Below are 26,451 nucleotides of genomic sequence, written 5' to 3' on the forward strand. Positions count from 1 at the left end.
TTCTCACCGCGATCGGAAAAGAAATGGTGGGCACGCTTCACTTTGCCCACCCTACGAAACCTGTCATCCCGCAAGCGGGGCGAGGTTAAATTAGATCACATCCGCCAGCGAATGGCCATGCAGCTCGATGCTGAGCCCCTGCATGCCCATGTCGTTGATCTCGCCGCCCATGGCTTTCAGGCTTTCCTCGCGGATCAGCGACATCAGCCCGCGGCGTAGCGCCAAAAACTCCGACGACATCATCATCGATTGCTGCCGCGGCCGCTCTAAGGGAATCGGGATCTCGGCCTTGATCGAGCCCGGACGTGCGGTCATGCAGTAGACGCGGTCGGAGAGGAAGATGGCCTCGTCGATATCGTGGGTGACGAACAGCACCGAGATCTTTAGCCGCTGCCACATATTGGTGAGGATCTGCTGCATGATGACCCGGGTCTGCGCGTCCAGCGCGCCGAAGGGTTCGTCGAGCAGCAGCACCTTCGGTCCCGTCGCGAGTGCGCGGACGATACCGACGCGCTGCTTCATGCCGCCCGAGAGCTTTTCCGGATAATGCTTCTCGAAGGCCTCGAGGCCGGCGAGTCCGAGCAGGGTGCGCGCGGCGCGTTCGCGCTGCGAACGCGCCATGCCGCGCATCTTCAGGCCGAACTCGACATTCTCCCGCACAGTCTTCCATGGAAACAGCGAATATTGCTGAAACACCATGCCGCGCTCGGCACCGGGGCCGTTCACGCGTTCGCCATCGACGGTGACGATGCCGGTGGTGGGTTTAAGGAATCCCGCGACCGCATTGAGCAGCGTCGACTTTCCGCAGCCGGAGGGGCCGACGATGGAGACAAACTCGCCCGGCTTCACATGAATCTGCGTGTCCGTGACGGCCTGAACCGGCCCCTCGATGCTGTCATAGCTGAGGGAGAAGTTTCTGACCTCGATATGACCTTTCGGTTCGCTCGTCCGAATCTCGCTCACCTCGTTGACCTCCACGGCATTACCAGGTGTCCCGCGCCTCTGATGAGCAGGCTCGATCCCAGCCCGAGCACGCCGATCGCGATCATGCCGAGCGCGATGTCGGGATACTGGACCAGCGAATAGGCCTCCCATGTGAAATAGCCGATGCCGTACTGGCCCGAGATCATCTCGGCCGCGATCAACGATACCCAGGCGACGCCCATGCCGACGGTGAGGCCGGTGAAGATGTGTGGCAGCGAGGCCGGAAAGTACACCTCGCGGAAGATCGAGCGCTCGCGCGCGCCGAGACATTGCGCGGCGCGCACCAGCACGGGATCGACCAAGGACATCCCGTGCAGCGTGTTGACCAGGATCGGGAAGAACGAGCCGAGGAAGGTGATGAAGACGATGCTCTGCTCGTTGGTCGGCCACAGCATGATCGCCATCGGCACCCAGGCGATCGCCGGGATCGGCCGCAGCACCTCCGCGATCGGGAAGATGATCTCATGCACCAGCTTGAAGCGGCCCATGACCAGGCCGAGCGGCACGCCGGCGATCGCTGCCAGCGAAAAGCCGATGAAGATGCGCCGGCAGCTCAGCGCGATGTGCAGCAGGAATTTGGGATCGTGGATCGCCTTGGTGAAGCTCGCATAGACCGCGAGCGGCGAGGGCACGTTGGTGAAGCGCACGAAGAACACGACGCGATAGGTCGTGAGCAGGTGCCAGACCAGCAGGAAAGCGAGCAGCGAGATGATGCCGACCGCGGTGGCGCGCAGACGGCCCTGGTTCAGCCGGTACCAGCGCAGTGCCAGTGTACTGAAGGAGGGCGGTGTTGCGGGGGACGTGACGGCGGGCGTTGGGGCCGCCTCGGCAACGGCTGTTGGCATGCTGCTGTCCTCTGAATGTCTGAGGATGGCGGGACTGCTCACGTCTTGCCTCCGCTGACCGCCGCCTTGACCGCGTCCTCGAAGCCGAGCACCTTGCCGCTGATGTTGGCGGCATAGGCTTCCGCATCCTTCTTCAGCAGGAAGGGCGCGACATCGCCATTGCCGACCGCGAAGAAGGCCTGGTCGGCGAACAGCTTGATGCCGCGCGTGGTGTCGAAGACGTAGGTGACGTTGATCTTCTTGCCCTTGGCCTTGAAGTCGGCATAGGCCCCTAACGTGCAGCTCGCCGACGAGAACGGCAGGATGCCGGCGTCGTCGACCCAGACCTCGCCGGCCTTGCGCGGATCGGTGATCGGCTTCTTGCAGAAGCTGTCCTCACCGGAAATTTCGTAGTTCTTGGTGCTCGCAAGCTGCGCGTCGTAGTCGAGCTTCATCTCGGCATAGGCCTTGCGGATGTAGCTGTCGTCGACCCATTTTTTCGGATCGAACTCCTTCATGCGGCCGAGATTCTGCAGCACCTTGACGTCGCTGGCGGCTGCATCGACCAGCGCCGGCTTGACCGTCGGGTCGGTGGTCATGTTGCCGCTGGGACCGAGGAAGATATAGACGACCTCCTTGTTGATGCCGGTCCACTCCTGGATCTTCTCGGCGGCAAGCTTGGGATCGTCGTGCAGCCACTGGTTGGCGGCAATCAGCGCCTTCATGTAGGCGATGACGACTTCCGGATATTTTTCGGCAAAGTCCGTGCGAACCACGATGCCGTGGAAGGTCGGCAGGTTGGTCTCGACGCCGTCAAAGATCTTTCGTGCAAAACCGCGGAACGGCAACAGCTCGGCAAAGGGTACGAAGTCGGCATGCGCGTCGATCTTCTTCTCTTGCAGGTTGGTCGAGCCGACCTCGGGGCTCTGGCTGACGAGCTGGAAGAAATCGGACGAATAGCCGCGGTCCTGCATCGCCTTCAGTACCATGCCGTGCGCGGCGGAGCCGAAGGGCACGCTGACAAGCTTGCCCTTGAGATCGGCCAGATCGTAATAGGGCGAGTCTTTGTGAACGACGATGCCGTTGCCGGAACCGGAGAGACTGTAGGCGGCGATGCCGATCAGGCGGCTCTTGCTCTCGGGATTGCTGTCGAAGGTGAAGCCGTTCACGATCAGCGGGTAGTCGCCCATCATGCCGATCTGCAGCTTGTTCGCCATCATCGCGTTGGTGACGGGTGGGCCGGACGTGAAATTCTGCCACTCCAGCTCGAACTTGATGTTGGCGTATTTGCCGTCCTTCGGCAGGTATTTTTCGACGAGATGCAGCTGGCGGATGACGACGCCCGCGGTCACGGTGTTGGTCGTGGTGTCCTGTGTTCCGATGCCGAGGGTAACGGTTTCCGCCGAAGCCGGCTGCGCGAGGAGTAACGCCAGCGACGTCACCGACATCGCGATCGAGAGCGTGGGAAGATGGCGGACCATTCTCATCCTCATTCGGTTGGATGTGCTGTGGTTGCCATGATTGGGTGAGGGCGTGGACAGGGCAAATCCGGAATGAACGCCGCAGTCGATTAGTTGCCGGGAAAAGCTGATTGCATACTCCTTGGGCAGTCCTGCACTATAAAGCCGCTTGCCTGTGCACCGGCGTCATTCGGCGCCTTGGCCGCGCATCTCTTCCAGCACGTCGGGCCGGCAGACCACGATCTGCGAGCGCTTCGTCACCACGATTCCCTTCTCCTGCATGCGTTTCAGGCTGATCGTGACCCATTGCCTGGTGGCGCCGACCATGTGGGCGATGTCGGCATGGGTGAAGGCGGCGGCGATCACCCGGCCGTCGGCATCCTCGACACCGTAGAGATCGACCAGATGCAGCAACAGATGCGCAAGGCGCTGCGTGATCGAGCGTGTTCCGAGCATCTGGGCCAGCGCGGAATAGCATTTGCCCTTGAAAGTGAGGCCCTCGATCAGACCAATCGCGAGGTTCGGGATCTCGACGGCAAGCGACCGCAGCTCCTTTCCGGGCAGGTGCACCACGCTGCAATTGCTGGATGCGACGCCGGACCATTGATGCACGGTGCCTTCGAACACTTCGGGCCCGCCGACGAAATTGCCGACATGCCAGTAGGCGAGGGTAATCTCGCGTCCGAGCGGAGAGGTATAGAATACGCGAATGCGGCCGCTCTCGATCAGCCAGATGCCGTCGTGCTTGCCGCCCTGGCTGAACAGCGTCTGACCGCGGTTGAGCACCTTGCGGCGCCCCTGCTTCAGCACGAGCTCCCGCTCGCGCTGGCTGAGCTTGTCCATCAGCGGCGGCGGCCCGCCGATCCATTGCTGGTTCTCGGTCAGCAGCAGCGAGGAACTGCCCGCAGGCCGGATTGTCGGGGAAACAGTCCCGCGAACCGCATTCGCTGCCTGCAACATCGTCTGCCTCCGGAACGTTCAAATCGTTCTAAAGAGGAGCAATGTCCGTGCCAATCACTCGGCTGTCATCGCCCGCGAAGGCAGGCGATCCAGTATTCCAGAGACGTTAAAGGGATACGGAGAGGCCGCGGCGTACTGGATTCCCCGCCTTCGCGGGGAATGACAGCGGAGTGCGGGGGAGATCGAGCCCTTAACGCCCCGCCAAGCTCAGCAAATACGGCTTGGGGTAAATCCCCCGATTGTGTCCGTCTGAAAACGAGATGTTCAGACCGTAGCCGAGATCGCCGATCTCGGTAATCGCAATCCCAGGAAAAGCTTCGGGGAAGCGGCCGTCGAAGCGGGCGCGGGTGCAGTGGGCGCATTTGCAGGAGAGGCGGAGTTTTTCGGCAGGGACGCTCAGCGCATCGCCCTCGGTGGTGTGGACAAGGAGCGTCGCGAGATCGGCGCTGGCTTCATAGTCGGCCACGGTCGGTGCCACCAGGGCTATGGTCATGAGGTATCTCCGGCTCTCTTTTACGTCGATGCCGACGAGCGCGAATAGCAACTAATTGCCGGCGCGGACGTGGCCCACGTGCCATCTCTTCAATCACCGCTCGCGAATTGTGAAACTAATCGACCGGGATTTTCAATTCCGCGTTGCCGGAATCCCGTCTCTCCGAAACTTTGTGCGCCATCGACGGCAAGGAGAGACCATGAGCGCATTTCAGAAGGAAACGATTTTGTCGGTCAGGCACTGGACCGACTCCCTGTTCAGCTTCACCGCGACGCGCGATCCCGGCTTCCGTTTCCAGAATGGCCAGTTCGCCATGATCGGGCTCGAAGTCGAGGGCAAGCCGCTGATGCGCGCTTACAGCATGGCGAGCGCCAATCATGAGGAAGAGCTCGAGTTCTTCTCGATCAAGGTGCAGGACGGTCCGCTGACCTCGCGTCTGCAGAAGATCAGGGAAGGCGACATCATCCTGGTCGGCCGCAAGGCGACCGGCACGCTGATCACCGGGAATCTCATTCCCGGCAAGCGCCTCCTGCTGCTCTCGACCGGTACCGGCCTCGCGCCGTTCGCCAGCCTGATCAAGGATCCTGACGTCTATGAGAATTACGAGACCATCGTGCTCGCCCATGGCTGCCGGCAGGTCTCGGAGCTCGCCTATGGCGAGCACCTTGTCTGCGGTCTGCGAGATCACGAATTCTTCGGCCCTCTGATCCGCGACAAGCTGGTCTACTACCCGACCGTGACCCGCGAGCCGTTCCGGAATCGGGGCCGCATCACCGACCTGATCGCCTCCAACCAGATGTTCGACGACATCGGGCAGTCCGGCCTTGATATCGAGACCGACCGCATCATGCTCTGCGGCAGCCCGGCAATGCTGGAGGAACTCCCCGCGATGTTTGCCGCGCGCGGCTTCGTCGAGGGCAATCACAGCCAGCCCGGCCATTTCCTGATCGAGAAGGCTTTTGTCGAGCGCTGAGGCGCAAATCGCAGCCCGGCGACAACTAATTGCTATCGCCGGCACGTCACCTGAACAAATCTGATGCAAAGGCGCCGGATCGGCGGACCAGGAGCAAGCGATGGCACTAGATCAGATCGTCGACGGACTTTCGGAAGTTTCCTGCGATGTGCTCGTGATCGGCGGCGGCACAGCCGGCCCGATGGCGGCGCTGAAGGCGAAGCTGAAGAACCCGAAGGCCAATGTCGTCCTGCTCGAAAAGGCCAACGTCAAGCGCTCCGGCGCGATCTCGATGGGCATGGATGGGCTCAACAACGCCGTCATCCCTGGCTATGCGACGCCGGAGCAGTACACCAAGGAAATCACCATCGCCAATGACGGCATCGTCGATCAGAAGGCGGTCTATAAATATGCCCAGAACTGCTTTGAGATCATCGAGGAGCTCGACAGTTTCGGCATCCGCTTCCTGAAGAACGAGAACGGCGATTACGCCGTCAAGAAGGTGCACCATATCGGCACCTATGTTCTGCCGATGCCGAACGGCGAGACCGTGAAGAAGGCGCTCTACCGCCAGCTCCGCCGCGCCCGCATCCTGATCTCGAATCGCTACATGGCGACGCGGCTGCTCAAATCGTCCGACGGTCGCATTGCCGGTGCGATCTCCGTCAACACCCGCACGGCCGAGATCCTGGTGATCAAGGCCAAGGCCGTGATCCTCTGCATGGGCGCCGCCGGCCGGCTCGGTCTGCCGACCTCGGGCTACATGTTCGGCACCTATGAGAACGCCGCCAATTCCGGCGACGGCTATGCGATGGCGTATCACGCGGGTGCGGCGCTCGCGAACCTCGAATGCTACCAGATCAATCCGCTGATCAAGGATTATAACGGCCCGGCCTGCGCCTATGTCGCCGGTCCGTTCGGCGCATTTACAGCCAATAACGAGGGCTCGCGCTTCATTGAATGCGACTACTGGTCCGGCCAGATGATGCTGGAGTTCTACAACGAGCTGTTGTCCGGCAAGGGCCCGGTGTTCCTCCAGCTCAAGCATCTGCATCCTGACACGATCTCTGAGATCGAGTCCACGCTGCACAAGGTGGAGCGGCCGACGCGCGGCCTGTTCCAGCAGGGGCGCGGGGTCGACTATCGCAATGACTCGATCGAGATGCATATCTCCGAGATCGGCTTCTGCTCCGGCCACAGCGCCTCGGGCGTGTTCGTCGACGACAATGCCCGCACCACCGTGCCCGGCCTCTACGCCGCCGGCGACATGGCGAGCGTGCCGCACAATTACATGCTCGGCGCCTTCACCAACGGTTCGGTCGCCGGCATCGATGCGATGGAGTTTGCCGACAATCACGACTTTGCGGAGTTCGATGCGCAGGACGTCGCAAAGGAGCGTGACCGTGTGCTGGCGCCGACCAGGCGCGAGGACGGCATTCCGCCGAACCAGGTCGAGTACAAGACCCGCCGCCTTGTCAACGACTATCTCCAGCCGCCAAAGGTCACGCGCAAATACGAGCTCGGCATGCGCCGTCTCGCCGAGACGCGGCAGGACATGCAGGAGCATATGATCGCACGCAACGCGCACGAGCTGCTCCGCGCCCTCGAAGTGCAGTCGATCATGGATTGCGCCGACATGGCGGTGCATGCCTCGCTGTATCGCGAGGAAAGCCGCTGGGGCCTCTATCACTGGCGCACGGATTTTCCGGAGAAGGACAACGAGAACTGGTTCTGCCATACGCTGCTGTCCAAGCAGAACGGCAAGATGACCAGCGAGAAGCGCGCGGTAGAGCCCTATGTCGTGCCGATCGCCGACGACGAGAAGGACCTCTACGACAAGCAGCGCATCCGCGCCACTGCCTGATCCACCGCATCATAGCAACAGGAGACATAAAATGCCTCTCGCGTCCTATCAGACATCGGTTCCGGTGGTCGTCGACGACGCCAAATGCATTGCCGATAAGGGCTGCACCGTATGCGTCGACGTCTGCCCGCTCGACGTGCTGCGCATCAGCGACATGACCGGCAAGGCCTACATGGCCTATGACGAGTGCTGGTACTGCATGCCCTGCGAGGCCGATTGCCCGACCGGCGCCGTCACGGTCAACATTCCCTATCTGTTGAGGTGAGCATGTCGAGCCCGTTCGAATCCTACGACGATCTCGAAGACGCCGACGAGCGGCTTCAGGCCGCCGATCCCGCCGAGCGCCGCGTCGCGATCATCGCGCTCGGTCATTCCGGCGACCCCGCCGCGGTCGGTCATCTCGCCAGTATCGTAACCGATCCCGATGCCGGCGTGCGCCAGCAGGTCGCGATGGCGCTGGGCGAGTTCGACGGGCCGGAAGCGGCAGGCGCGCTGGTGAAGCTGCTGGTCGATCCGGAAAGGATCGTGGCATCGGCCGCGGCCGACAGCATGGCCGAGTTCAAGGATCCGGCTTGTGCTGAAATCATTCTGCCGCTGGTCATGCACGCCCACGCCTTCGTCCGCATGGGCGCGCTGCGCGCGCTCAAGGAGTTACGGTGCAAGGATACGCTCAAGCCCGCGCTGGAAGCGCTGCAGGATTCCGATGCCGCCGTGCGGGTGCAGGCGATCGGCGTGATCGGCTTCCTGAAGCTGGAGGAATCCATCCCCGCGCTGACCGCGCTGATCAACGATCCCGATGCGCATGTCCGCCGCGCCGCCGTGAGCGCGCTCGCCTTTTCGCAGATGAAGCCCGCGGCTGAGACGATTACGCGAGCCTTGAAGGACGCCGACTGGATGGTCCGCGAGATGGCGGCGGAAACGCTCGGTCTCAACGTCAACGGTTCGATCGCCGCCGACCAGCTCGTCGGTGCGCTCGCTGATGGGTTCTGGCAGGTGAGGCTGAAGGCGATCCGCAGCCTCGGCAAGATGAAGATCGAACGCGCAGTGCGGCCGATCGGCAATTGCATCAACCACGATCAGGCGAATTTGCGGAAAGAGGCGGCCGCCGCGCTCGGTGAGATCGCCCATCCCGACGGTGAAGCATTCCTGGCCGTCATCGCCGACGATGCCGATCCGGATGTCCGCAAGAACGCACGCTGGGCCTTGCAGCAGATCGCGGCCCGGAAGGCGCGAGCAGGCACATAAAAGGCGAGGGCAGGGGCATAGCGGCTCATCGCTGCCGGTCTGGACTTCCCCCGCCAGACGTTTATTTGTCTTCGCCAACGTGACCGGCTTCTGATTGAACGCGGCCGGTCCGAAAAACAGCGAGGACGCCGGCCATGACGACACTGTCCGTTAAAGACCTTCTCCCCGAGGATGGAACCAAGGGGACGCTGGTCGGTCGCGTCTGGCTGCCGCAGGCGAACGGTCCGGCGGTGGTCGCCGTGCGCAGCGACGGCGTCTTCGACGTCACCGCGAAATTCCCGACCGTCAGCGCCCTCTGCGAGGAGGACAATCCGGCCAAGTCGCTTGCCGCGACCAAGGGCGAGCGTATCGGCGATCTCGAAGCCATTGTCGCCAACACGGCGCCGGATGGGCGCGATACGAAAAAGCCCTGGCTGCTCGCGCCGGTCGATCTCCAGACCTTGAAGGCTGCCGGCGTCACCTTCGCCATCTCGATGCTGGAACGCGTGATCGAGGAGCGGGCCAAGGGCAATCCGGCCTCGGCCGACGCGATCCGGAAGGAAGTGACACGATTGATCGGCGACGATCTGTCAAAGCTCAAGCCGGGCTCGGACCAGGCGATGCATCTAAAGCAGGTGCTGATCGACCAGAACGCCTGGAGCCAGTATCTCGAGGTCGGCATTGGCCCCGATGCCGAGGTCTTCACCAAGGCGCCGACCCTGTCCTCGGTCGGCACCGGCATGGACGCCGGGCTGCATCCGAAGTCGACCTGGAACAACCCCGAGCCGGAGCTGGTGCTGTTCGTCTCCAGCCGCGGCAAGATCGTCGGTGGCGCGCTCGGCAATGACGTGAATCTGCGTGACTTCGAGGGCCGCTCGGCGCTGCTGTTGTCGAAGGCCAAGGACAACAACGCCTCGTGCTCGATCGGACCGCTGCTACGCCTGTTCGACAACACGTTCACGCTCGACGACGCGCGCAAGCTCAATATCAGCCTGAACGTGAGGGGCGCGGACGGTTTCGTTCTCGATGGCCATTCCTCGATCAGCATGATCAGCCGCGATCCGACCGATCTCGTCGCGCAGACCATCGGCAAGGTGCATCAATATCCTGATGGCTTCGTTCTGTTCCTCGGCACGATGTTCGCGCCGGTCAAGGATCGCGACGCGCCGGGGCAGGGCTTCACCCACAAGCGCGACGACATCGTCACCATCGCCGCACCTCAGCTCGGCAAGCTCGTCAACCGCATGCGCACCAGCGACGTGTGCGAGCCCTGGACGTTCGGCATCGGCGCACTGATGAAGAACCTGGCGCAGCGGAAGCTGCTCTAGCTAGCGCTTCGCGTCTCCGCGCGTCGACTTGGTCGCCATCCGGAGGGCGCACCGTGGCCCCACACTAACTCCGTCATCTCCACGTTGCATCAGTGGAGGAAGGTCCCGCTTGGCGTGTCATCTGCTCAGCCAACTCGGCATCTCTCCTCATTCGCCTAAATAGTCAGATAATATGACTATACGGACGTAAACTTCCGTGAAATAGTGCCTCCCGCCGCCCTCAAAGGCCGGCTTGAGGGTGCCATGCTACCAATCGGCGCCCCGGACAACATTTTGGGAGACACGCCTGATGACCTTCAAAGCCCTTTTTGCGGCCAGCGCCACGGCCGCGTTGTTGCTCGCGCTGCCGGCCAATGCGGCCGAGCTCACCATCGGCTTCTCGCAGATCGGATCGGAATCCGGCTGGCGCGCGGCCGAGACTTCGGTCTCCAAGCAGGAGGCCACCAAGCGCAAGGTCAATCTCAAGATCGCCGATGCACAGCAGAAGCAGGAGAACCAGATCAAGGCGATCCGCTCCTTCATCGCGCAGAATGTCGATGCGATCTTCCTCGCGCCCGTGGTCTCGACCGGCTGGGATTCGGTGCTGAAGGAAGCCAAGGAAGCCAAGATCCCGGTCGTGCTGCTGGACCGCGACATCGATCCGTCCGGCAAGGACCTCTATCTCACCGCCGTCACCTCGGACAGCGTGCATGAAGGCGCCGTCGCCGGCGAATGGCTGGCCAAGACCGTAGGCGAGAAGGCCTGCAACGTCGTCGAATTGCAGGGCACGGTCGGCGCCAGCGTCGCCGCCAACCGCAAGAAGGGTTTTGACACCGCCATCGCCAAGCACGCCAATTTGAAGGTGGTGCGCAGCCAGACCGGCGACTTCACCCGCGCCAAGGGCAAGGAAGTCATGGAGAGCTTCATCAAGGCCGAAGGCGGCGGCAAGACGATCTGCGCGGTCTATGCTCACAACGACGACATGATGGTCGGCGCGATCCAGGCGATGAAGGAAGCCGGCCTCAAGCCGGGCAAGGACATCCTCACCGTCTCGATCGACGCGGTTCCCGATATCTTCAAGGCGATGGTGGCGGGCGAGGCCAACGCGACGGTCGAGCTGACGCCGAACATGGCGGGCCCGGCCTTCGATGCCGTCGCGGCGTTCAAGGAGAAGGGCACTGTTCCGCCGAAGTGGATCCAGACCGAATCCAGGCTTCTCACCGTCGCCGACGATCCGCAGAAGGAATACGACAGCAAGAAGGGCCTCGGTTACTGAGGCGGGCACCTTGCCGGATCGCGCTTTGCGGTCCGGCAACCCCCCTTCGCATCCGCCGCACGAACGAATAGGCTGGGTGTCCGCAGCATAAGCGGGCGCCGGTGGGAGTGACGTCGTTATGGAGAACAGCCTTGATCCTGCTCCTTGCCTGCTGGAGGCGCGCGGGATCAGCAAGAGCTTCGGTGCGGTGCGCGCGTTGCAGGAGGTCGACTTCACGCTTCGTCCTGGCGAGATCCATGCTCTGCTCGGCGAGAACGGCGCCGGAAAATCCACGCTGATCAAGGTCATCACCGGCGTGTTCCCGCGCGATGCCGGTGTCGTCCGTCTGGGCGGCGAAGAGGTCGCGCCGCGTTCTGCCAAGGCCGCGCTGCAGGCCGGTATTGCCACCGTTTACCAGGAGGTCAACCTGCTGCCGAACCTGTCGGTGGCGCAGAACCTGTTTCTCGACCGCCAGCCGATGCGCTTCGGCATCGTGCGCGAAGGCGAGATGCGTCGCCGCGCCAAAGCGCTGCTCACGGAGTTCGGCCTCGATATCGATGTCGCAGCGCCACTCGGCCATTATTCGGTGGCCGTGCAGCATGTCACCGCGATCGCGCGGGCCGTCGATCTGTCCGCACGCGTGCTGATCCTGGACGAGCCGACCGCGAGCCTCGACCGTCATGAGGTCGAGATATTGTTCGGCATCATGCGCCAGTTGGCCAAGCGCGGCATCGGCATCGTCTTCGTCAGTCATTTCCTCGATCAGGTCTACGAGATCTCCGACCGCATCACCGTCTTGCGCAACGGTCGCCTGGTCGGCGAGCGCGAGACCGCTTCGCTGCCACGGCTCGAGCTGATCCGGATGATGCTCGGCCGCGAGCTGGCCGAGACCACCAGCGCGCGGGCGGCAGTCGGCGAGCACAAGGTTCGCGAGATCTGTGCGAGTTTCGAGAACTACGGCAAGGCCGGCTATGTCGCCCCATTCAATCTCGAGCTGCGCCATGGCGAGGTCGTTGGCCTCGCTGGCCTCCTCGGCTCGGGTCGCACCGAGACGGCGCGGCTGGTGTTCGGCGCCGAGCGCGCCGATGGCGGGCAGGCGAGGGTGGAAGGCGCTTCCGTGCGGCTGCAGTCGCCGCGAGATGGCGTGCGCCACGGCTTTGGCTATTGCCCGGAGGAGCGCAAGACCGACGGCATCGTCGCCGAGCTCACCGTGCGCGAGAATATCGTGCTGGCGCTTCAGGCCAAGCGCGGGCTGCATCGGCCGCTGTCGCGTCGCGAGCAGGACGAGATCGCGCGCCGTTACGTCAAGATGCTCGATATCCGCCCGCCCGATGCCGAGCGGCCCGTCGGCCTGCTCTCCGGCGGCAATCAGCAAAAGGTTCTGCTGGCGCGCTGGCTCGCGACTTCGCCGCGGCTCCTCGTGCTGGATGAACCCACGCGCGGTATCGATGTCGGCGCGCATGCCGAGATCATCCGCCTGATCCGCGAGCTCTGCGACGATGGGCTGGCGTTGCTCGTGATCTCCTCGGAACTCGACGAGATCGTGACCTATTCCGACCGTGTGGTCGTGCTGCGCGATCGTGCCCATGTCGAGGAGCTCTCGGGCGAGGCCATCGACGTCACCAACATTCTCGCGGCCATCGCCGCCGATGGCGCAGCGATGCAAGAGGCGCGGGCATGACAGCGCTATTGCCGCGCCGCGGCCTTGCCCAGATCCTCGCGCTGGTCGTCATCCTCGCGGTCGACCGCGTAGTGTCGCCGCAATTCTTCGACTTGCGTCTCCAGGACGGCCGTCTGTTCGGCAGCATCATCGACGTGCTCAACCGCGGCACGCCGGTGGCGCTGCTCTCGCTCGGCATGGTGCTGGTGATCGCGACGCGCGGCATCGATCTCTCCGTCGGCGCGGTGATGGCGATCTGCGGCGCGATCGCGGCGAGCCTCGCCGACAGCCACGGCCTGCCGGTGGTGCTGGCGGCGGCGCTCGGCGCGGGGCTCGTCTGCGGATTGTGGAACGGCTTCCTCGTCGCGGTGCTTGGCATGCAGCCGATCGTGGCGACGCTGATCCTGATGGTCGCCGGTCGCGGCATCGCCCAGCTCATCACCGAAGGTCGCATCGTGACCTTCACGTCGCCGGATCTGGTCTGGCTCGGCAACGGCGCCATTCTCGGCGTGCCGGTGCCGATCGCGATTGCGCTCGGCATGCTGCTCCTCACCGGCGCAGTGGTGCGCGGCTCGGCGCTCGGGCTCCTCATCGAGGCGACCGGCGGCAATGCGCGGGCGAGCGAGCTTGCCGGCGTCGGCACGCGCGCGATGATCTTGGCGGTCTATGTCTGGTGCGGCGTTTGCGCCGCGCTCGCCGGCGTGATCGCCGCGGCCGACATCATGGGCGCGGATGCCAACAATGCCGGCCTTTGGCTCGAGCTCGACGCCATCCTCGCGGTGGTGATCGGCGGCACCTCGCTGTTCGGCGGCCGCTTCAGCCTTGTCCTGGCGGTGCTCGGTGCGCTGATCATTCAGACCATGAACACCGGCATTTTGCTGTCAGGCTATCCGCCGGAGTTCAACCTGCTGGTCAAGGCCATGGTGGTGCTCGCGGTGCTGCTGCTGCAATCGCCAAAACTGTCCGCCTTTGCCGGTATCATGGCGTGGCTGCGGGGGACGAAACCATGAAAGGCCTGCCGCCCGTCCTGATCACGGCCCTCGTCCTCGTCGCAGGCTTCGCCCTCTGCGCGCTGCAGTTTCCCAACATCGCCTCGACCCGCGTGGTCGGCAATCTCCTGACCGACAACGCCTTTCTTGGCATCGTCGCAACCGGCATGACCTTCGTCATCATCTCCGGCGGCATCGATCTGTCGGTCGGCTCGGTGATCGGCTTCACCACCGTGTTCGTGGCGCTCGCAATCGAGCGCTGGGGAGTGCCGCCGCTGGTCGCTTTCGTCGCCATCATCGTGCTCTCGGCGGCCTTTGGCGCCGCGATGGGCGCGATCATTCACGTGTTCGACCTGCCGCCGTTCATCGTCACGCTTGCCGGCATGTTCCTGGCGCGCGGCGCGAGCTTCCTGCTCTCGACGGAATCTGTGCCAATCACGGCGCCGGTCTATTCGACCGTGTCGGATTTCGCGTTGCGCATGCCCGGGGGCGGGCGGTTGACCACGATCGCGATCATCATGCTCGCGATCGTGATCGGCGGCGTTCTGCTGCTGCGTCTCACCCGGTTCGGCGCCAATGTCTATGCACTCGGCGGCGGCCGGGCCACCGCAAGCCTGATGGGCGTCGCGGTCGGCAGGATGACAGTGAAGGTCTACATGCTGTCGAGCGTGCTCGCAGGGTTAGCCGGCATCGTGTTCTCCTTCTACACCAGCGCCGGCTATTCTCTCTCCGCCGTCGGCGTCGAGCTCGATAGCATCGCGGCCGTGGTCATCGGCGGCACGCTGCTCACCGGCGGGCAGGGCTCGGTGATCGGCACCTTCCTCGGCGTGCTGATCCAGGGCATGATCCAGACCTACATCAATTTCGACGGGACGCTGTCGAGCTGGTGGACCAAGATCGCGACCGGCATCTTGCTGTTCGCCTTCATCGCCCTGCAGCAGGGGCTGGTCGCACTGGCGCGACGGCCGGTGGCGAAACGCACGGGAGCCGTCTCATGACCTCGCGCATCGTCATCATCCCGACACGGCGGGCTCATTCCAACCACGCGGAAGTGGCTCGCTCGATCGGCGTCGATATCATCGCTGGCCGCTATGCGGAAGGGGCGCGGCTTCCGGGCGATGCCGAGCTGATTGCGATGTTCGGCGTGTCGCGGCCGGTGCTGCGCGAGAGCGTGAAGACGCTCGTCGCCAAGGGGCTTTTGACCACCAAGGCGCGGGTCGGCACCGTCGTGCGCGAGCGCGCCGCCTGGAACATGTTCGATGCCGACGTGCTGGCCTGGCATCTCGACGCCGGCATCGACAAGCGCTTCCTCGACGACCTTGCCGAGATCCGCCTCGCGGTCGAGCCGCGCGCCGCAGCGCTGGCGGCGGCGCACCGGTCCGAGGAGGATATCGCAGAGCTTCGCCGCAGCATGGAACGGATGCGGCTCGAGGCTTCCGATTCCGTCAGCTTTGCCGATGCCGATCTCGCGCTGCACGTTGCGGTGGCGCGGGCATCGGGTAATCTGTTCATGCGCTCGATCGGACATGTGATCGAGGCCGCCTTGCGCGCCTCGTTCCTGCTCAGTGCCCCGGTCGAGCCGGAGGACCGCGACACCGTGCTGCTCTGGCATCAGAAGATCGTCGATGCGATCACGTGCGGCGATGCCGGGATGGCGTCGGAGGCGATGGTCTATGTCATTCACAACGGCATGCGCCGCCATGAGGGCACTGTGATCGAGACGGCCCCTGCCGAGCCGCTGCCGTCCGCGAAAGTGGAGAATAAGCGTGACTGAACTTCGCATCGCCATCGTCGGCTTCGGCAAGATTGCGCGCGACCAGCATGTCGGCGCAATTGCCGCAGTGCCAGGCGCGATGCTCGCCGCAATTGCGAGCCGCAACGCCTCGCTGCCGGGCCTGCCGCATTTCGCGACCGTCGAGGAACTGCTGGATAAGGGACCGCAGATCGACGCGGTGTCGCTCTGCACGCCGCCGCAGGTGCGTCGTGGCCAGGCCGCCGCGGCTCTCGCCGCCGGCAAGCATGTCATGCTGGAGAAGCCGCCCGGCATCGGCGTTGCCGAGCTCGATCCGTTGATCGCGATGGCGTCGGAGGCAAAGCGGACCCTGTTTGCGACCTGGCATTCGCGCCATGCACCCGCGGTCGAGCCGGCCCGCGAATGGCTGGCTGCGCGCCGGATCAAATCGGTGCACATCAATTGGAAGGAAGACGTCCGCGTCTGGCATCCCGGCCAGGCCTGGATCTGGGAGCCGGGCGGGCTCGGCGTGTTCGACCCCGGTATCAACGCGCTATCGATCCTGACCCGCATCCTGCCGAGGCCGGTGTTTGTCATCGCGGCTGAGCTCGCTTTTCCGGCCAATTGCCAGTCGCCGATTGCCGCCAATTTGACGCTGACCGACATCGGCGGCTTGCCGATCACGGCCGAATTCGACTTCCGCCAGACCGGGCCGCAGAGCTGGGATATCCTGGTCGAAACCGACGAGGGCCGGATGACCTTGTCCCGCGGCGGCAGGATCATGGCGGTCGACGGCAAGGTTGTTGCCGACGCGCCCGATGAGGAATATCGCGAGTTGTATCGGCGCTTCGTCAAGCTTGCCGCGAGCGGCACGAGCGACGTCGATCTGGCACCGCTTCGCCTCGTTGCCGACGCTTTCCTGCTCGGCAAGCGCAACATCGTCGAACCATTTGTGGACTAGAGATGGCTGGCTCGAAAATAACAAAAGACGTTTTTGGAACGCTGCCAGACGGACGCAAGGTCGAGCGCATTGTGCTGTGCGGCGAGGGCGGGTTTGAGGCTCGCATCATCACTCATGGCGCGGTGATCCAGGCGCTGATCGCGTCGGACGCTAAGGGCGGTTACGACGACGTCGTGCTCGGCCATGATGCCTTTGCCGGCTATCTCGCCGAACGGAAGTTTTTTGGCGCGACCGTCGGCCGCTACGCCAACCGCATCGCCAACGGGCAGTTCTCGCTCGATGGCGAGACCTTCCAGCTTCCAATCAACAACGGCCCGAATGCGCTGCATGGCGGCCTCGACGGCTTTGACCGCAAGCTCTGGGACATTGCCGAGCTCGACGATGGCGCTAGTCCTGCGGTCACGCTGACCTACAGCAGCCCGCATGGCGAGGAGAATTATCCCGGCAAGCTCGATGTGCGCCTGACCTATCGCGTCACCGGGCCGGCCGAGCTGTCGTTGACGATGGAGGCACGGACCGACCGTCCGACCATCGTCAACCTGACCAACCACAGTTTCTTCAATCTGGAAGGCGCGACCTCAGGCACGCCCACCCTCGATCACAGGCTGACGGTTAAGGCCGAGCATTTCCTGGCCATCGATCCCACCGCGATTCCGCTGCCGGAGCCGCCGCGCGCCGTGGCCGGCACGCCGTTCGATTTCCGTGAGGCACACGCCGTCGGCGCGCGCATTCGCGAGAGCGATCAGCAATTGCGCAACGGCAGGGGCTACGACCACACCTATTGTCTCGCGCGCGACGGCAAGCTCGCGCTCGCGGCCCGGCTGGAGGCGCCGCGCTCGGGTCGCATCATGGAGCTGTTGACCGATCAGCCCGGCCTCCAGGTCTATTCCGGCAACTATCTCGACGGCACGATCTTGGGCAAGGGCGGCAAGCTGATCCGGCAGTCGGACGCGTTGTGCCTGGAGCCCCACATGTGGCCCAATTCACCGAACCGGCCTGATTTCCCGAGCCCGCGCCTCGATCCCGGTGGCGTCTATCGGCATCACACCGTCTATCGCTTCGCCGTGAGGACGCCATGATGGAGGAGGTGCTGACCTCTGTTCTCTCCGCCGACCACTGTCACCTCGGCGAAGGCCCGACCTATGATGTCACCACCGATACAGCGTGGTGGTTTGATATTCGCGAGGGGCGCCTGTTCGAGGCGCATCTTGGCAGCGGCACGATCCGCATCCATGCGCTTGGCCGGATGGCGAGCGCGCTTGGGCGGATCGATGCCGAACACCAGCTGATCGTCGCGGAAGATGGTTGTTACATCCGCAGCGTGGCCGACGGCGCGATGACGCTGTTCTGCCCGCTCGAAGCGGACAACCCCGCCACGCGCTCCAACGATTGCCGCGTGCATCAATCAGGCACGTTCTGGATCGGCACCATGGGGCGCAAAGCCGAGCGGGAGCTGGGAGCGATCTACGCGCTCCACCGCGGCAAGATCTCGACGCTGTTTTCCGGCATCAGCATTCCCAACTCGATCTGCTTTTCGCCGGACGGCACCACCGGCTATTTCACCGACACCGCGCGCGCCGTGCTCTATGCGGTGCCGCTCGATCCCGCCACCGGCCTGCCGCGCGGCGAACCGGAGGTGCTGCTGCATCACACTGGCATTGGCGGCCTCGACGGCTCGGTATGCGACGCCGACGGGCAAATCTGGAACGCCTGCTGGGGGGCGGGCCGCGTCGACGTCTACTCACCACAAGGCGAGCGCCTGCGCTCGCTGCGCGTGCCGGCCAGGCAGGCGAGCTGTCCCGCTTTCGTCGGCGCCGATCTGTCGCGCCTGCTCGTCACCTCGGCGTGGCAGGATATGGATGCCGAGGCGCGCGCCGCCGATCCGCAGGCCGGCTGCACCTTTCTGCTACAAGCCTCCGCGCGCGGTCGCGCGGAGCCCGATGTCAAGCTCGCATAGGAGATCCGAAGCCGACCTTTACCTCTGTTCTCGACGACACTAAGAATCAGTCTGACACCCAAAGGGAGTGAAGCATGTTGAAATTGAAGACGACATTTCTCGCATTGGCGCTGGCCGGCGCCGCAACGATGGCCGCAGGCGTCACCGCCTCCGCACAGGAGAAGGCGACCGTGGGCATCTCGATGCCGACGAAATCCTCGGCGCGCTGGATCGACGACGGCAACAACATGGTCAAGGTACTGAAGGAGCGCGGCTACAACACCGACCTGCAATATGCCGAGGACGACATCCCGAACCAGCTCTCGCAGGTCGAGAACATGGTGACCAAGGGCGCGAAGGCGCTGGTGATCGCCGCGATCGACGGCACCACGCTGTCTGACGTGCTCAAGCAGGCCAAGGCCAAGGGCATCACCGTGATCGCCTATGACCGCCTGATCCGCGGCACGCCGAATGTCGACTATTATGCGACCTTCGACAATTTCCAGGTCGGCGTGCTCCAGGCGGAATCGATCGAGAAGGGGCTTGGTCTCAGGGAAGGCAAGGGTCCGTTCAACATCGAGCTGTTCGGCGGCTCGCCGGACGACAACAACGCCTACTTCTTCTACAACGGCGCGATGAGCGTGCTGAAGCCCTATATCGATAGCGGCAAGCTCGTAGTCGCCTCCGGTCAGATGGGCATGGACAAGGTCGCGACCTTGCGCTGGGACGGCGCCACCGCCCAGTCCCGCATGGACAATCTGCTCAGTGCCTACTACGGCAACAAGAAGGTCAGCGCGGTGCTGTCGCCTTATGACGGCCTCTCGATCGGCATCATCTCCTCGCTGAAAGGTGTCGGCTACGGCAGCGCCGATCAGCCGATGCCGATCATCTCGGGCCAGGACGCCGAGGTGCCCTCGATCAAGGCCATGCTGCGCGGCGATCAGTACTCGACCATCTTCAAGGACACCCGCGATCTCGCCAAGGTGACCGCCGACATGGTCGACGCCGCGCTCGCCGGCAAGCAGGTGACGGTCAACGACACCAAAACCTATGAGAACGGTGTCAAGACCATCCCGTCCTATCTCCTGAAGCCGGTCGTGGTGTACAAGGACAATTGGGAGAAGACCCTGGTTGACAGCGGCTACTACAAGAAGGCGCAGTTCCAGTAAGAGACCTGTTCCCTCTCCCCGCTTGCGGGGAGAGGGAACTAGCATCGATCGAGGACGAAAATCATGACCGCCATGCTGGAGATGCGCAACGTCAGCAAGAGCTTTGCCGGTGTTCAGGCGCTGCGCGACGTCAACTTCTCGGTCGAGGCCGGCCAGATCCACGCCCTTGTCGGCGAGAACGGCGCCGGCAAATCGACGCTGATGAAGGTGCTGAGCGGCGTCTACCCGGCGGGCAGCTACGAAGGCACCATCGTCTTCGAAGGCGAAGAGCGCCGCTTCCGCGACATCAACGATTCCGAAGCGCTCGGCATCATCATCATCCACCAGGAACTGGCGCTGATCCCGCTGATGTCGATCGCGGAAAACATCTTCCTGTCGCATCCGCCGTCGAAGCTCGGCGTGATCGATCGCGACGAGGTGTACCGGCGGACGCGCGAGCTGCTTGCGCAGGTCGGGCTGAAGGAATCGCCGGATACGCTGATCACCGATCTCGGCGTCGGCAAGCAGCAGCTGGTCGAGATTGCGAAGGCGCTGTCCAAGCGCGTCCGGATGCTGATCCTGGACGAGCCGACCGCGAGCCTGAACGAGGCTGACAGCGCCGCCTTGCTGGAACGCCTTATGAAATTCCGCGAGCAGGGCATCGGCTCGATCCTGATCTCGCACAAGCTCAACGAGGTCGCCCGCGTCGCCGACCACATCACCGTGCTGCGCGACGGCCGCACCGTCGACGGCATCGACTGCCGGGCCGAGCCGATCCAGGAAGACCGCATCATCCGCAGCATGGTCAATCGCGATCTCGCCCATCGCTTCCCCGAGCGCAGCGCCAAGATCGGCGAGCCCGTTCTCGAGGTTTCGAACTGGTCGGTCTATCACCCCATTCATCCCGATCGGCAGGTGATCAAGAACGTCAATTTCGGCGTCAAGCGCGGCGAGGTCGTCGGCATCGCCGGGCTGATGGGCGCCGGCCGCACCGAGTTCGCCATGAGCCTGTTCGGCCGGTCTTGGGGCACCAATGTCAGCGGCCGCATCGCCCTCGAAGGCCACGAGATCGCGCTGACGAGCGTTGCCGCCGCGATCGACGCCGGCCTTGCCTATGTCACCGAGGACCGCAAGCAACTCGGGCTGATCCTGGCCGACGACGTCCGCAAGAACATCACGCTGGCAAGCCTCAAGCAGGTCGCGCCGGGGCGGGTGATCGACGACATCGCCGAGCTGAAGGTCGCCAGCGACTACCGTACCCGCATGCGGATCCGCTGTTCCGACGTCTACCAGGAGACCGGCCAGCTCTCCGGCGGGAACCAGCAGAAGGTCGTGCTGTCGAAATGGCTGATGACCGACCCCAAGGTCCTGATTCTGGACGAGCCGACGAGGGGCATCGACGTCGGTGCCAAATACGAGATTTACTGTATCATCAACGAGCTTGCGGAAGCCGGCCGCGGCGTGGTTGTGATCTCCTCGGAGATGCCAGAGCTGCTCGGCATCTGCGACCGCATCTGCGTCATGAACGACGGCGCCTTTGTGGGCGAGTTCCCGGGCGCTGAGGCGACACAGGAAAAGATCATGCGCGCCATCATGCGCAACGAACGAAGCAATGGAAACGGCGCGGTCGAGGCCGCGGAGATGGGAGGATCGCAGCCATGACCGACAAGACGGTTTCGCTGCCCGAAGAGCGCCGGCACGGCAGCTTCATCAAGAACAATCTGCGCAACTACGGCATGCTGATGTCGCTGATCGCGATCATGCTGTTCTTCCAGGTCATGACCGGCGGCACGCTGCTGCAGCCGCTCAACCTGACCAACCTGGTGTTGCAGAACAGCTACATCGTCATCATGGCGCTGGGCATGCTGCTGGTGATCGTCACCGGCCATATCGACCTGTCGGTCGGTTCGGTGGCGGGTTTCGTCGGTGCGGTCGCCGCTCTCCTCATGGTGACCTACAAGGTCGACTACACGCTCGCCTTCATCATCTGCCTCGCTGTCGGCGCGGCCATCGGCGCCGCGCAGGGCTATTGGGTCGCCTATTTCAAGATCCCGTCCTTCATCGTGACCCTGGCCGGCATGCTGGTGTTCAAGGGCCTTGCGCTTGCCGTTTTGCAGGGCCAGTCGCTGGGGCCGTTTCCGTCGACCTTCCAGAAGCTGTCGTCGGGCTTCATTCCGGAGGTGCTGCCCGAGGCCGGCACGCTGCATCCGACCTCGATGCTGATCGGCGCGGTACTGGCATTGGGGCTGGTCTATGCCAGCGCCAAGAGCCGCACGCGTGAGGTCTCACACGGCATCGAAGTTGAGCCCTACGCGTTCTTCCTCGGCAAGAGCGTCGTCCTCGCCTGTGCGGTGCTCTATTTCACCTATCTGATCGCGACCTATCGCGGCCTGCCCAACGTGCTGGTCATCATGAGCGCCCTGATCGCGCTCTATGGCTTCGTCACCCGCCGCACCGTGATCGGCCGGCAGATTTATGCCGTCGGCGGCAACGCCAAGGCTGCAGGCCTGTCGGGTATCAAGACCGAGCGGCTGACCTTCTTCACCTTTGTCAACATGGGCGCGCTGGCCGCGCTCGCCGGCCTGGTTTTTGCCGCGCGCCTCAACACCGCAACCCCGAAAGCGGGCCTTGGCTTCGAGCTCGACGTCATCGCCGCCTGCTTCATCGGCGGCGCCTCGGCCTATGGCGGCGTCGGGCGCGTCGGCGGCGCCGTGGTCGGCGCCATGATCATGGGCGTGATGAACAACGGCATGTCCATCCTCGGCATCGGCATCGATTACCAGCAGGTGATCAAAGGACTGGTGTTGCTCGGGGCGGTGTGCATCGACGTGTATAATCAGCGACGGTGAGGGGCGGTATCGGGTGGCGATGGATGTCGGACGGGTCGTCGGCTGACGTCCGCCAGCCATGCGGGGCCTAGGTCACGCTTCGGCCAGAACACGGCAATACCACCGAGTGGCGGCACAACATTTGCTTCGTTTTACGGGATTGCAAGGACCCGTGAGATGCCCGCTGCCGTTACCGATCCCGTCGACGAAGTCCTGCCGGTGTCTCGGCTCATCCTGCTCGGGCTGCAGCATGTGCTTGTGATGGCGGCCTCGCCGATCACCGCCGTGTTTCTGGTCGGCAGGGCGCTCCATCTGTCATCTGACCTCACCGTCAACCTGATCAGCGCCACGTTTCTGATGTGCGGGCTCGGCTCGCTGTTGCAGAGCATCGGCCCGTTTAGGTTTGGTGCGCGGTTGCCGTTCATCATGGTGCCGGGCGGTGCTCCGATCGTGATCTTTCTTACGATCGCGCAGCAGACCGACATCCAGACCGCGTCGGGCGCGGTCATCCTCACGGCGCTATTCTATTTTGTGTTTCTGCCCGTGTTCGCGCGTTGCGTGATCTACTTCCCGAGGCTTGTCATCGGTACGATGCTGCTGCTCGTCGCCATCAACCTTGTCAAGGTATATGGCGGCATCATCACCGGCACGCCTGGTTCACCGGATTTCGCAGCTCCGAAGGGCGTCCTCCTGGCGCTATGCACGGTCGGCTTCACGCTGATATTCGCGCGCTTGTTCACCGGCATCGCAGGGCAGTTGTCCGTCCTGTTTGGCCTGTTGATCGGGACGATCGCTGCCGCGTTGACCGGCAATATGAGTTTCGACGGCATCCTGTCGGGTCCCGTCATTGCCTTGCCGCAGCCGTTTCCGTTTGGAGTGCCGCACTTCGACCTCGTTTCGGCAGTGCCGCTGATCGTCTTCAGCATCATCTCTATGGCGGAAGCTACGGGACAGACGGTGGCGATAGCGGATGTGGTCGGCAAGGAGATCGTGCCGCGTGACGATGTGTCGAAGACAATTCGCGGCGACGCGCTGATCTCATTGTTGGGGGGATGCTTCGGGACGTCGCTCATCATCACCAGCGGCGAAAATATCGGTATCGTCCGCGCCACCGGCGTGCGCTCGCGCTACGTGACCGCGACGAGCGGGATCATCCTGCTCGTCATCGCCCTGCTCGCGCCGCTCGGCCGGCTGGTCAATGCGATCCCCGGCGCCGTCGTCGGCGGCACCGCGATCATCGTATTCTGCATCATCGCGGTGATGGGCATCGATATGCTGCGCAAGGTGGATCTGCGCGAGCACGGCAACCTATTCACGCTCGCTGCTGCGCTCGCAGTCGGTTTGCTGCCGATCCTGGTGCCCGGCATTTACAGCAAATTTCCCGCCGGTGTGCAGATGATCCTTGGCAACGGGCTTGCCGCCGGAACCGTCGTCGCGGTGCTCCTCAACATCCTGTTCCATCATGTCCGCCCGAAATTTGCCTTCGGCCACGCAGAGCCCGCCGGCGAACTTGCCGATCCAATTGCGCCCGACACGCAAGTGGCGGCCGAGTAACGATTTCCGCTCGCCGCTCCAAACCAGTCTAGGTTCAGTCATGCCTCCCGATCTCAGTCCGGACCAGTTGACCGCCGGAGAACTGATGCTGGCCCCGGACCAGTTGATGCTCGGCGACGGGCCCGTCCCGGACCATGCGGTCGTCGTCAGCGGCGGCAAGTTCGCAGACGTCGGCCCGCGGATGCAGGTCCGCGCGCGTCATCCCGGTCTCGCCGAGCTGCCGCTGCCGGGCAAGCTCTTGATGCCCGGCTTCGTCGATGCGCACCACCATCTGACCCAGACCTTTGGCAAGGCGCTGGCCTTCGGCGAACCGTCGGAGATTTTCCGGCGCATCTGGGTGCCGCTCGAAGGCGTGCTCGACGACGAGCTCGTCTACCTCACCGCCAAGGCCGCGGCATTGGAGTCGCTGCGTGGTGGTTTCACCGCGGTGGTCGATGCCGGGACGCGCGCCGAGGGGAGCGTTGCGGCGGTCGCAAAGGCCGCCAAAGAAGCCGGCCTGCGCTGTGTCCTCGGCTTCATTTGCAACGATCTTGGTGGCGGCGGGGCCGCCGCAGATCGCGACACGATCTTGGCTCGCGCTGAAGCGCATCTCGCACGCTGGCGCGCCGACAGTCTGGTGCATCCATCGCTGGCAATCTCGATTCCCGAGGCCGCCACCGCCGACATGCTGCGCGAGACGTCGTTCCTGGCTGCGCGTTCTCGCGCAGTATTCCAGAGTCATGTCAACGAGCATCTTGCTGCCGTCGAGCGTTCGCTGACGCAGGTGGGACGACGTCCGCTCGAATACCTCTACGATCTGGGCGTGCTCGGCCCGCATGTTTTGATCGCCCACGGCACATTGGTCACGCCCACGGAACTCGCAATGCTGCGGGAAACCAATACGGCGGTCGCCTATAATCCCGTTGCCTCGCAATGGAAGGGCAATGCGGTGGCGCCGGCGACGCTGATGGCGACCCTCGGCATTCGCTTCGGCATCGGTACCGACGGCACGCGCAGCGACGCCTTCCGTCTGGTCGATGCGGCCGAGGCTGCGCAGAGGCTTGCGTTCGGGCTTGCCAACGGCGACTCATCCTGTGGCGGTGGTTGGACCTGGCTCGAGCACGCGACCCAGCGAGGCGCGGACGCATCGGGACTCGCCGGTGTCACCGGCGCGATCGCGCCCGGCCTTGCCGCGGATTTTCTGCTCGTCGACATCGATGTGCCGGAGTTCAGCCCGTCCTGGGATCTGACGTGGGAACTGGTGCGGCTCGGCAACCGCGACCAGATCGTGGCAGTGTTTGTCGCAGGCCGCTTGCGGCTCTGGCGGGGATGGCCGGTCGATTGGGACGGCCGCGCCCTGATGCATGAGATCGCGCGCCGCGCCCGCGATGCGGTCGCTCGCGCTCCGATCCAGCGCATTCATCCGGTTTCGCAGAAGCATCGGGCCGCCAAGCTCGAACGGAAGCGTTAGGGCGGTCTTCAGGCATAGTCGCCGATGATCGATACCGGCGGTGCGCGTCTGCCGGACAAAGGTGCATTTGCGCCGTGCCCATTCTCGCTTGCTCGATGTTGCGCGGAGGAAATGGGCGCGCGTCGCTTGACGTACCCTGATAGTCCTCGACAGATCGGCCAGTGGCTGAGCTATTGCCCAGTGAGTGAGTATATGATCGAATGCGGCGATGGATCCAGGCAAGCCCGATCTGATCATCTTCGATTGCGACGGCGTGCTCGTCGACAGCGAGTTGTTGAGCTGCCGCTGCCTCTCCGAGGTTCTGGCGGAGTTCGGCCTTCAGCTCAGTGTGGAGCAGGCGCTCGAACTCTTCCTCGGGCGCAGCACCAAGGCGATCGAGCAGCACTATCGCGATCTCGGGCACACCCTGCCTGACGATTTCTTTCCGGGCCTGAAGGCGCGCGTGCTCGAGACCTTTGCGGGAGCGCTCCAGCCGATCCCCGGCGTCGGCGCGGTTCTGTCCGAATTGGAGACGCCGCGCTGTGTGGCGTCGTCGAGCGACCTCGACCGCGTCTCGCTGTCGCTGGACGTCACCGGCCTCGCGCGGCATTTCGGCGACCGGCTCTACACCGCAGAGATGGTCAGGCGCGGGAAGCCGGCGCCGGATCTCTTTCTTCACGCTGCCGGGAAAATGCAGGCCGATCCCGCGCGCACGCTGGTGATCGAGGACAGTGTCAGCGGCGTGCAGGCTGCCAAGGCGGCAGGCATGATGGTCTGGGGATTTGTCGGCGGTGACCATTATCGCGCGCGCGATGGCCGCGCTATATTGTCCGCCGCCGGAGCCGATCGGGTCTTCGCGCGCATGAGCGAATTCTGGGAGGCGTGAGGCCG

24 protein-coding genes are annotated in these 26,451 nt (G+C 63.8%); 19 read left to right on the forward strand and 5 right to left on the reverse strand.

The features are described from left to right. Nucleotides 1-90: 90 nt before the first annotated feature. The 5 genes from ABID59_RS20520 to ABID59_RS20540 all read right to left on the reverse strand — a co-directional run bounded on the left by ABID59_RS20520 (nucleotide 91) and on the right by ABID59_RS20540 (nucleotide 4,721). Nucleotides 91-963, reverse strand: a complete 873-nt coding sequence (locus ABID59_RS20520; protein ID WP_187435254.1) for an ABC transporter ATP-binding protein — start codon at nucleotides 961-963, stop codon at nucleotides 91-93. Then, nucleotides 960-1,871, reverse strand: a complete 912-nt coding sequence (locus ABID59_RS20525) for an ABC transporter permease (RefSeq protein WP_148754685.1) — start codon at nucleotides 1,869-1,871, stop codon at nucleotides 960-962. Before ABID59_RS20525 ends, ABID59_RS20520 begins: the two co-directional genes overlap by 4 nt. Further along, the gene (locus tag ABID59_RS20530) at nucleotides 1,868-3,289 is read right to left on the reverse strand and encodes an ABC transporter substrate-binding protein (RefSeq protein ID WP_187435256.1); all 1,422 of its coding nucleotides are present in this window, start codon (nucleotides 3,287-3,289) and stop codon (nucleotides 1,868-1,870) included. Before ABID59_RS20530 ends, ABID59_RS20525 begins: the two co-directional genes overlap by 4 nt. A gap of 165 nt (nucleotides 3,290-3,454) precedes the next feature. After that, entirely contained in the window at nucleotides 3,455-4,228 is a 774-nt protein-coding gene (locus ABID59_RS20535; protein WP_354084549.1) for a Crp/Fnr family transcriptional regulator, read from the reverse strand. A 190-nt stretch (nucleotides 4,229-4,418) separates the two neighbouring features. Continuing rightward, nucleotides 4,419-4,721 carry a gamma-butyrobetaine hydroxylase-like domain-containing protein gene (locus ABID59_RS20540; RefSeq protein ID WP_354084550.1) on the reverse strand — a complete coding sequence of 101 codons (303 nt, stop codon included), beginning with the start codon at nucleotides 4,719-4,721 and terminating at the stop codon, nucleotides 4,419-4,421. A gap of 199 nt (nucleotides 4,722-4,920) precedes the next feature. On the opposite strand from ABID59_RS20540, the gene ABID59_RS20545 reads away from it, so the two are divergent. The 19 genes from ABID59_RS20545 (at nucleotide 4,921) to ABID59_RS20635 (ending at nucleotide 26,446) form a co-directional block, all read left to right on the forward strand. Continuing rightward, nucleotides 4,921-5,694 carry a ferredoxin--NADP reductase gene (locus ABID59_RS20545; RefSeq protein WP_354084551.1) on the forward strand — a complete coding sequence of 258 codons (774 nt, stop codon included), beginning with the start codon at nucleotides 4,921-4,923 and terminating at the stop codon, nucleotides 5,692-5,694. Between the two features lie 100 nt (nucleotides 5,695-5,794). Continuing rightward, a complete protein-coding gene (locus ABID59_RS20550) occupies nucleotides 5,795-7,537 on the forward strand; it encodes a fumarate reductase/succinate dehydrogenase flavoprotein subunit (protein ID WP_148754689.1) in 1,743 nt (580 codons plus the stop codon). Between the two features lie 31 nt (nucleotides 7,538-7,568). Then, entirely contained in the window at nucleotides 7,569-7,802 is a 234-nt protein-coding gene (locus tag ABID59_RS20555; RefSeq protein ID WP_008141081.1) for a 4Fe-4S dicluster domain-containing protein, read from the forward strand. Nucleotides 7,803-7,804: 2 nt separating this feature from the next. After that, nucleotides 7,805-8,782, forward strand: coding sequence for a HEAT repeat domain-containing protein (locus tag ABID59_RS20560; protein ID WP_187435257.1), 978 nt, complete (start codon nucleotides 7,805-7,807; stop codon nucleotides 8,780-8,782). 134 nt (nucleotides 8,783-8,916) lie between these two features. Further along, nucleotides 8,917-10,089, forward strand: a complete 1,173-nt coding sequence (locus ABID59_RS20565; RefSeq protein ID WP_354084552.1) for a fumarylacetoacetate hydrolase family protein — start codon at nucleotides 8,917-8,919, stop codon at nucleotides 10,087-10,089. A gap of 289 nt (nucleotides 10,090-10,378) precedes the next feature. Continuing rightward, complete coding sequence (ytfQ, locus tag ABID59_RS20570) at nucleotides 10,379-11,344, forward strand: galactofuranose ABC transporter, galactofuranose-binding protein YtfQ (protein WP_354031967.1); 966 nt, start codon at nucleotides 10,379-10,381, stop codon at nucleotides 11,342-11,344. Between the two features lie 118 nt (nucleotides 11,345-11,462). Then, a complete protein-coding gene (locus tag ABID59_RS20575) occupies nucleotides 11,463-13,004 on the forward strand; it encodes a sugar ABC transporter ATP-binding protein (protein WP_354084553.1) in 1,542 nt (513 codons plus the stop codon). Beyond that, entirely contained in the window at nucleotides 13,001-13,993 is a 993-nt protein-coding gene (locus ABID59_RS20580) for an ABC transporter permease (RefSeq protein WP_354084554.1), read from the forward strand. The genes ABID59_RS20575 and ABID59_RS20580 overlap by 4 nt, the downstream gene beginning before the upstream one ends. Beyond that, nucleotides 13,990-14,970: a galactofuranose ABC transporter, permease protein YjfF gene (gene yjfF / locus ABID59_RS20585; protein WP_354084555.1), complete on the forward strand. Its 981-nt coding sequence runs from the start codon at nucleotides 13,990-13,992 to the stop codon at nucleotides 14,968-14,970. The genes ABID59_RS20580 and yjfF overlap by 4 nt, the downstream gene beginning before the upstream one ends. Then, nucleotides 14,967-15,746: a FadR/GntR family transcriptional regulator gene (locus tag ABID59_RS20590; protein ID WP_354031971.1), complete on the forward strand. Its 780-nt coding sequence runs from the start codon at nucleotides 14,967-14,969 to the stop codon at nucleotides 15,744-15,746. Before yjfF ends, ABID59_RS20590 begins: the two co-directional genes overlap by 4 nt. Continuing rightward, nucleotides 15,739-16,665: a Gfo/Idh/MocA family protein gene (locus ABID59_RS20595; RefSeq protein WP_354084556.1), complete on the forward strand. Its 927-nt coding sequence runs from the start codon at nucleotides 15,739-15,741 to the stop codon at nucleotides 16,663-16,665. Before ABID59_RS20590 ends, ABID59_RS20595 begins: the two co-directional genes overlap by 8 nt. A gap of 2 nt (nucleotides 16,666-16,667) precedes the next feature. Further along, complete coding sequence (locus tag ABID59_RS20600) at nucleotides 16,668-17,744, forward strand: aldose epimerase family protein (RefSeq protein WP_354084557.1); 1,077 nt, start codon at nucleotides 16,668-16,670, stop codon at nucleotides 17,742-17,744. Next, the gene (locus tag ABID59_RS20605; protein ID WP_354084589.1) at nucleotides 17,744-18,622 is read left to right on the forward strand and encodes an SMP-30/gluconolactonase/LRE family protein; all 879 of its coding nucleotides are present in this window, start codon (nucleotides 17,744-17,746) and stop codon (nucleotides 18,620-18,622) included. The genes ABID59_RS20600 and ABID59_RS20605 overlap by 1 nt, the downstream gene beginning before the upstream one ends. A 74-nt stretch (nucleotides 18,623-18,696) precedes the next feature. Further along, entirely contained in the window at nucleotides 18,697-19,770 is a 1,074-nt protein-coding gene (chvE, locus tag ABID59_RS20610) for a multiple monosaccharide ABC transporter substrate-binding protein (protein WP_354084558.1), read from the forward strand. Between the two features lie 63 nt (nucleotides 19,771-19,833). Next, nucleotides 19,834-21,411, forward strand: a complete 1,578-nt coding sequence (gene mmsA, locus ABID59_RS20615; RefSeq protein WP_354031974.1) for a multiple monosaccharide ABC transporter ATP-binding protein — start codon at nucleotides 19,834-19,836, stop codon at nucleotides 21,409-21,411. Then, nucleotides 21,408-22,598 (forward strand): multiple monosaccharide ABC transporter permease, encoded by a 1,191-nt coding sequence (gene mmsB / locus ABID59_RS20620; RefSeq protein WP_148754702.1) that lies wholly within the window; start codon nucleotides 21,408-21,410, stop codon nucleotides 22,596-22,598. Before mmsA ends, mmsB begins: the two co-directional genes overlap by 4 nt. 156 nt (nucleotides 22,599-22,754) lie before the next feature. Further along, nucleotides 22,755-24,131, forward strand: coding sequence for a uracil-xanthine permease family protein (locus ABID59_RS20625; protein ID WP_354031975.1), 1,377 nt, complete (start codon nucleotides 22,755-22,757; stop codon nucleotides 24,129-24,131). A gap of 85 nt (nucleotides 24,132-24,216) precedes the next feature. Further along, nucleotides 24,217-25,581, forward strand: a complete 1,365-nt coding sequence (locus ABID59_RS20630) for an amidohydrolase family protein (protein ID WP_354084559.1) — start codon at nucleotides 24,217-24,219, stop codon at nucleotides 25,579-25,581. A 208-nt stretch (nucleotides 25,582-25,789) separates the two neighbouring features. Beyond that, nucleotides 25,790-26,446 (forward strand): HAD family hydrolase, encoded by a 657-nt coding sequence (locus ABID59_RS20635; RefSeq protein ID WP_354084560.1) that lies wholly within the window; start codon nucleotides 25,790-25,792, stop codon nucleotides 26,444-26,446. Nucleotides 26,447-26,451 lie beyond the last annotated feature (5 nt).

It is taken from the genome of Bradyrhizobium sp. S3.3.6, from assembly GCF_040546905.1.
GTDB classification, from domain to species: domain Bacteria; phylum Pseudomonadota; class Alphaproteobacteria; order Rhizobiales; family Xanthobacteraceae; genus Bradyrhizobium; species Bradyrhizobium cytisi.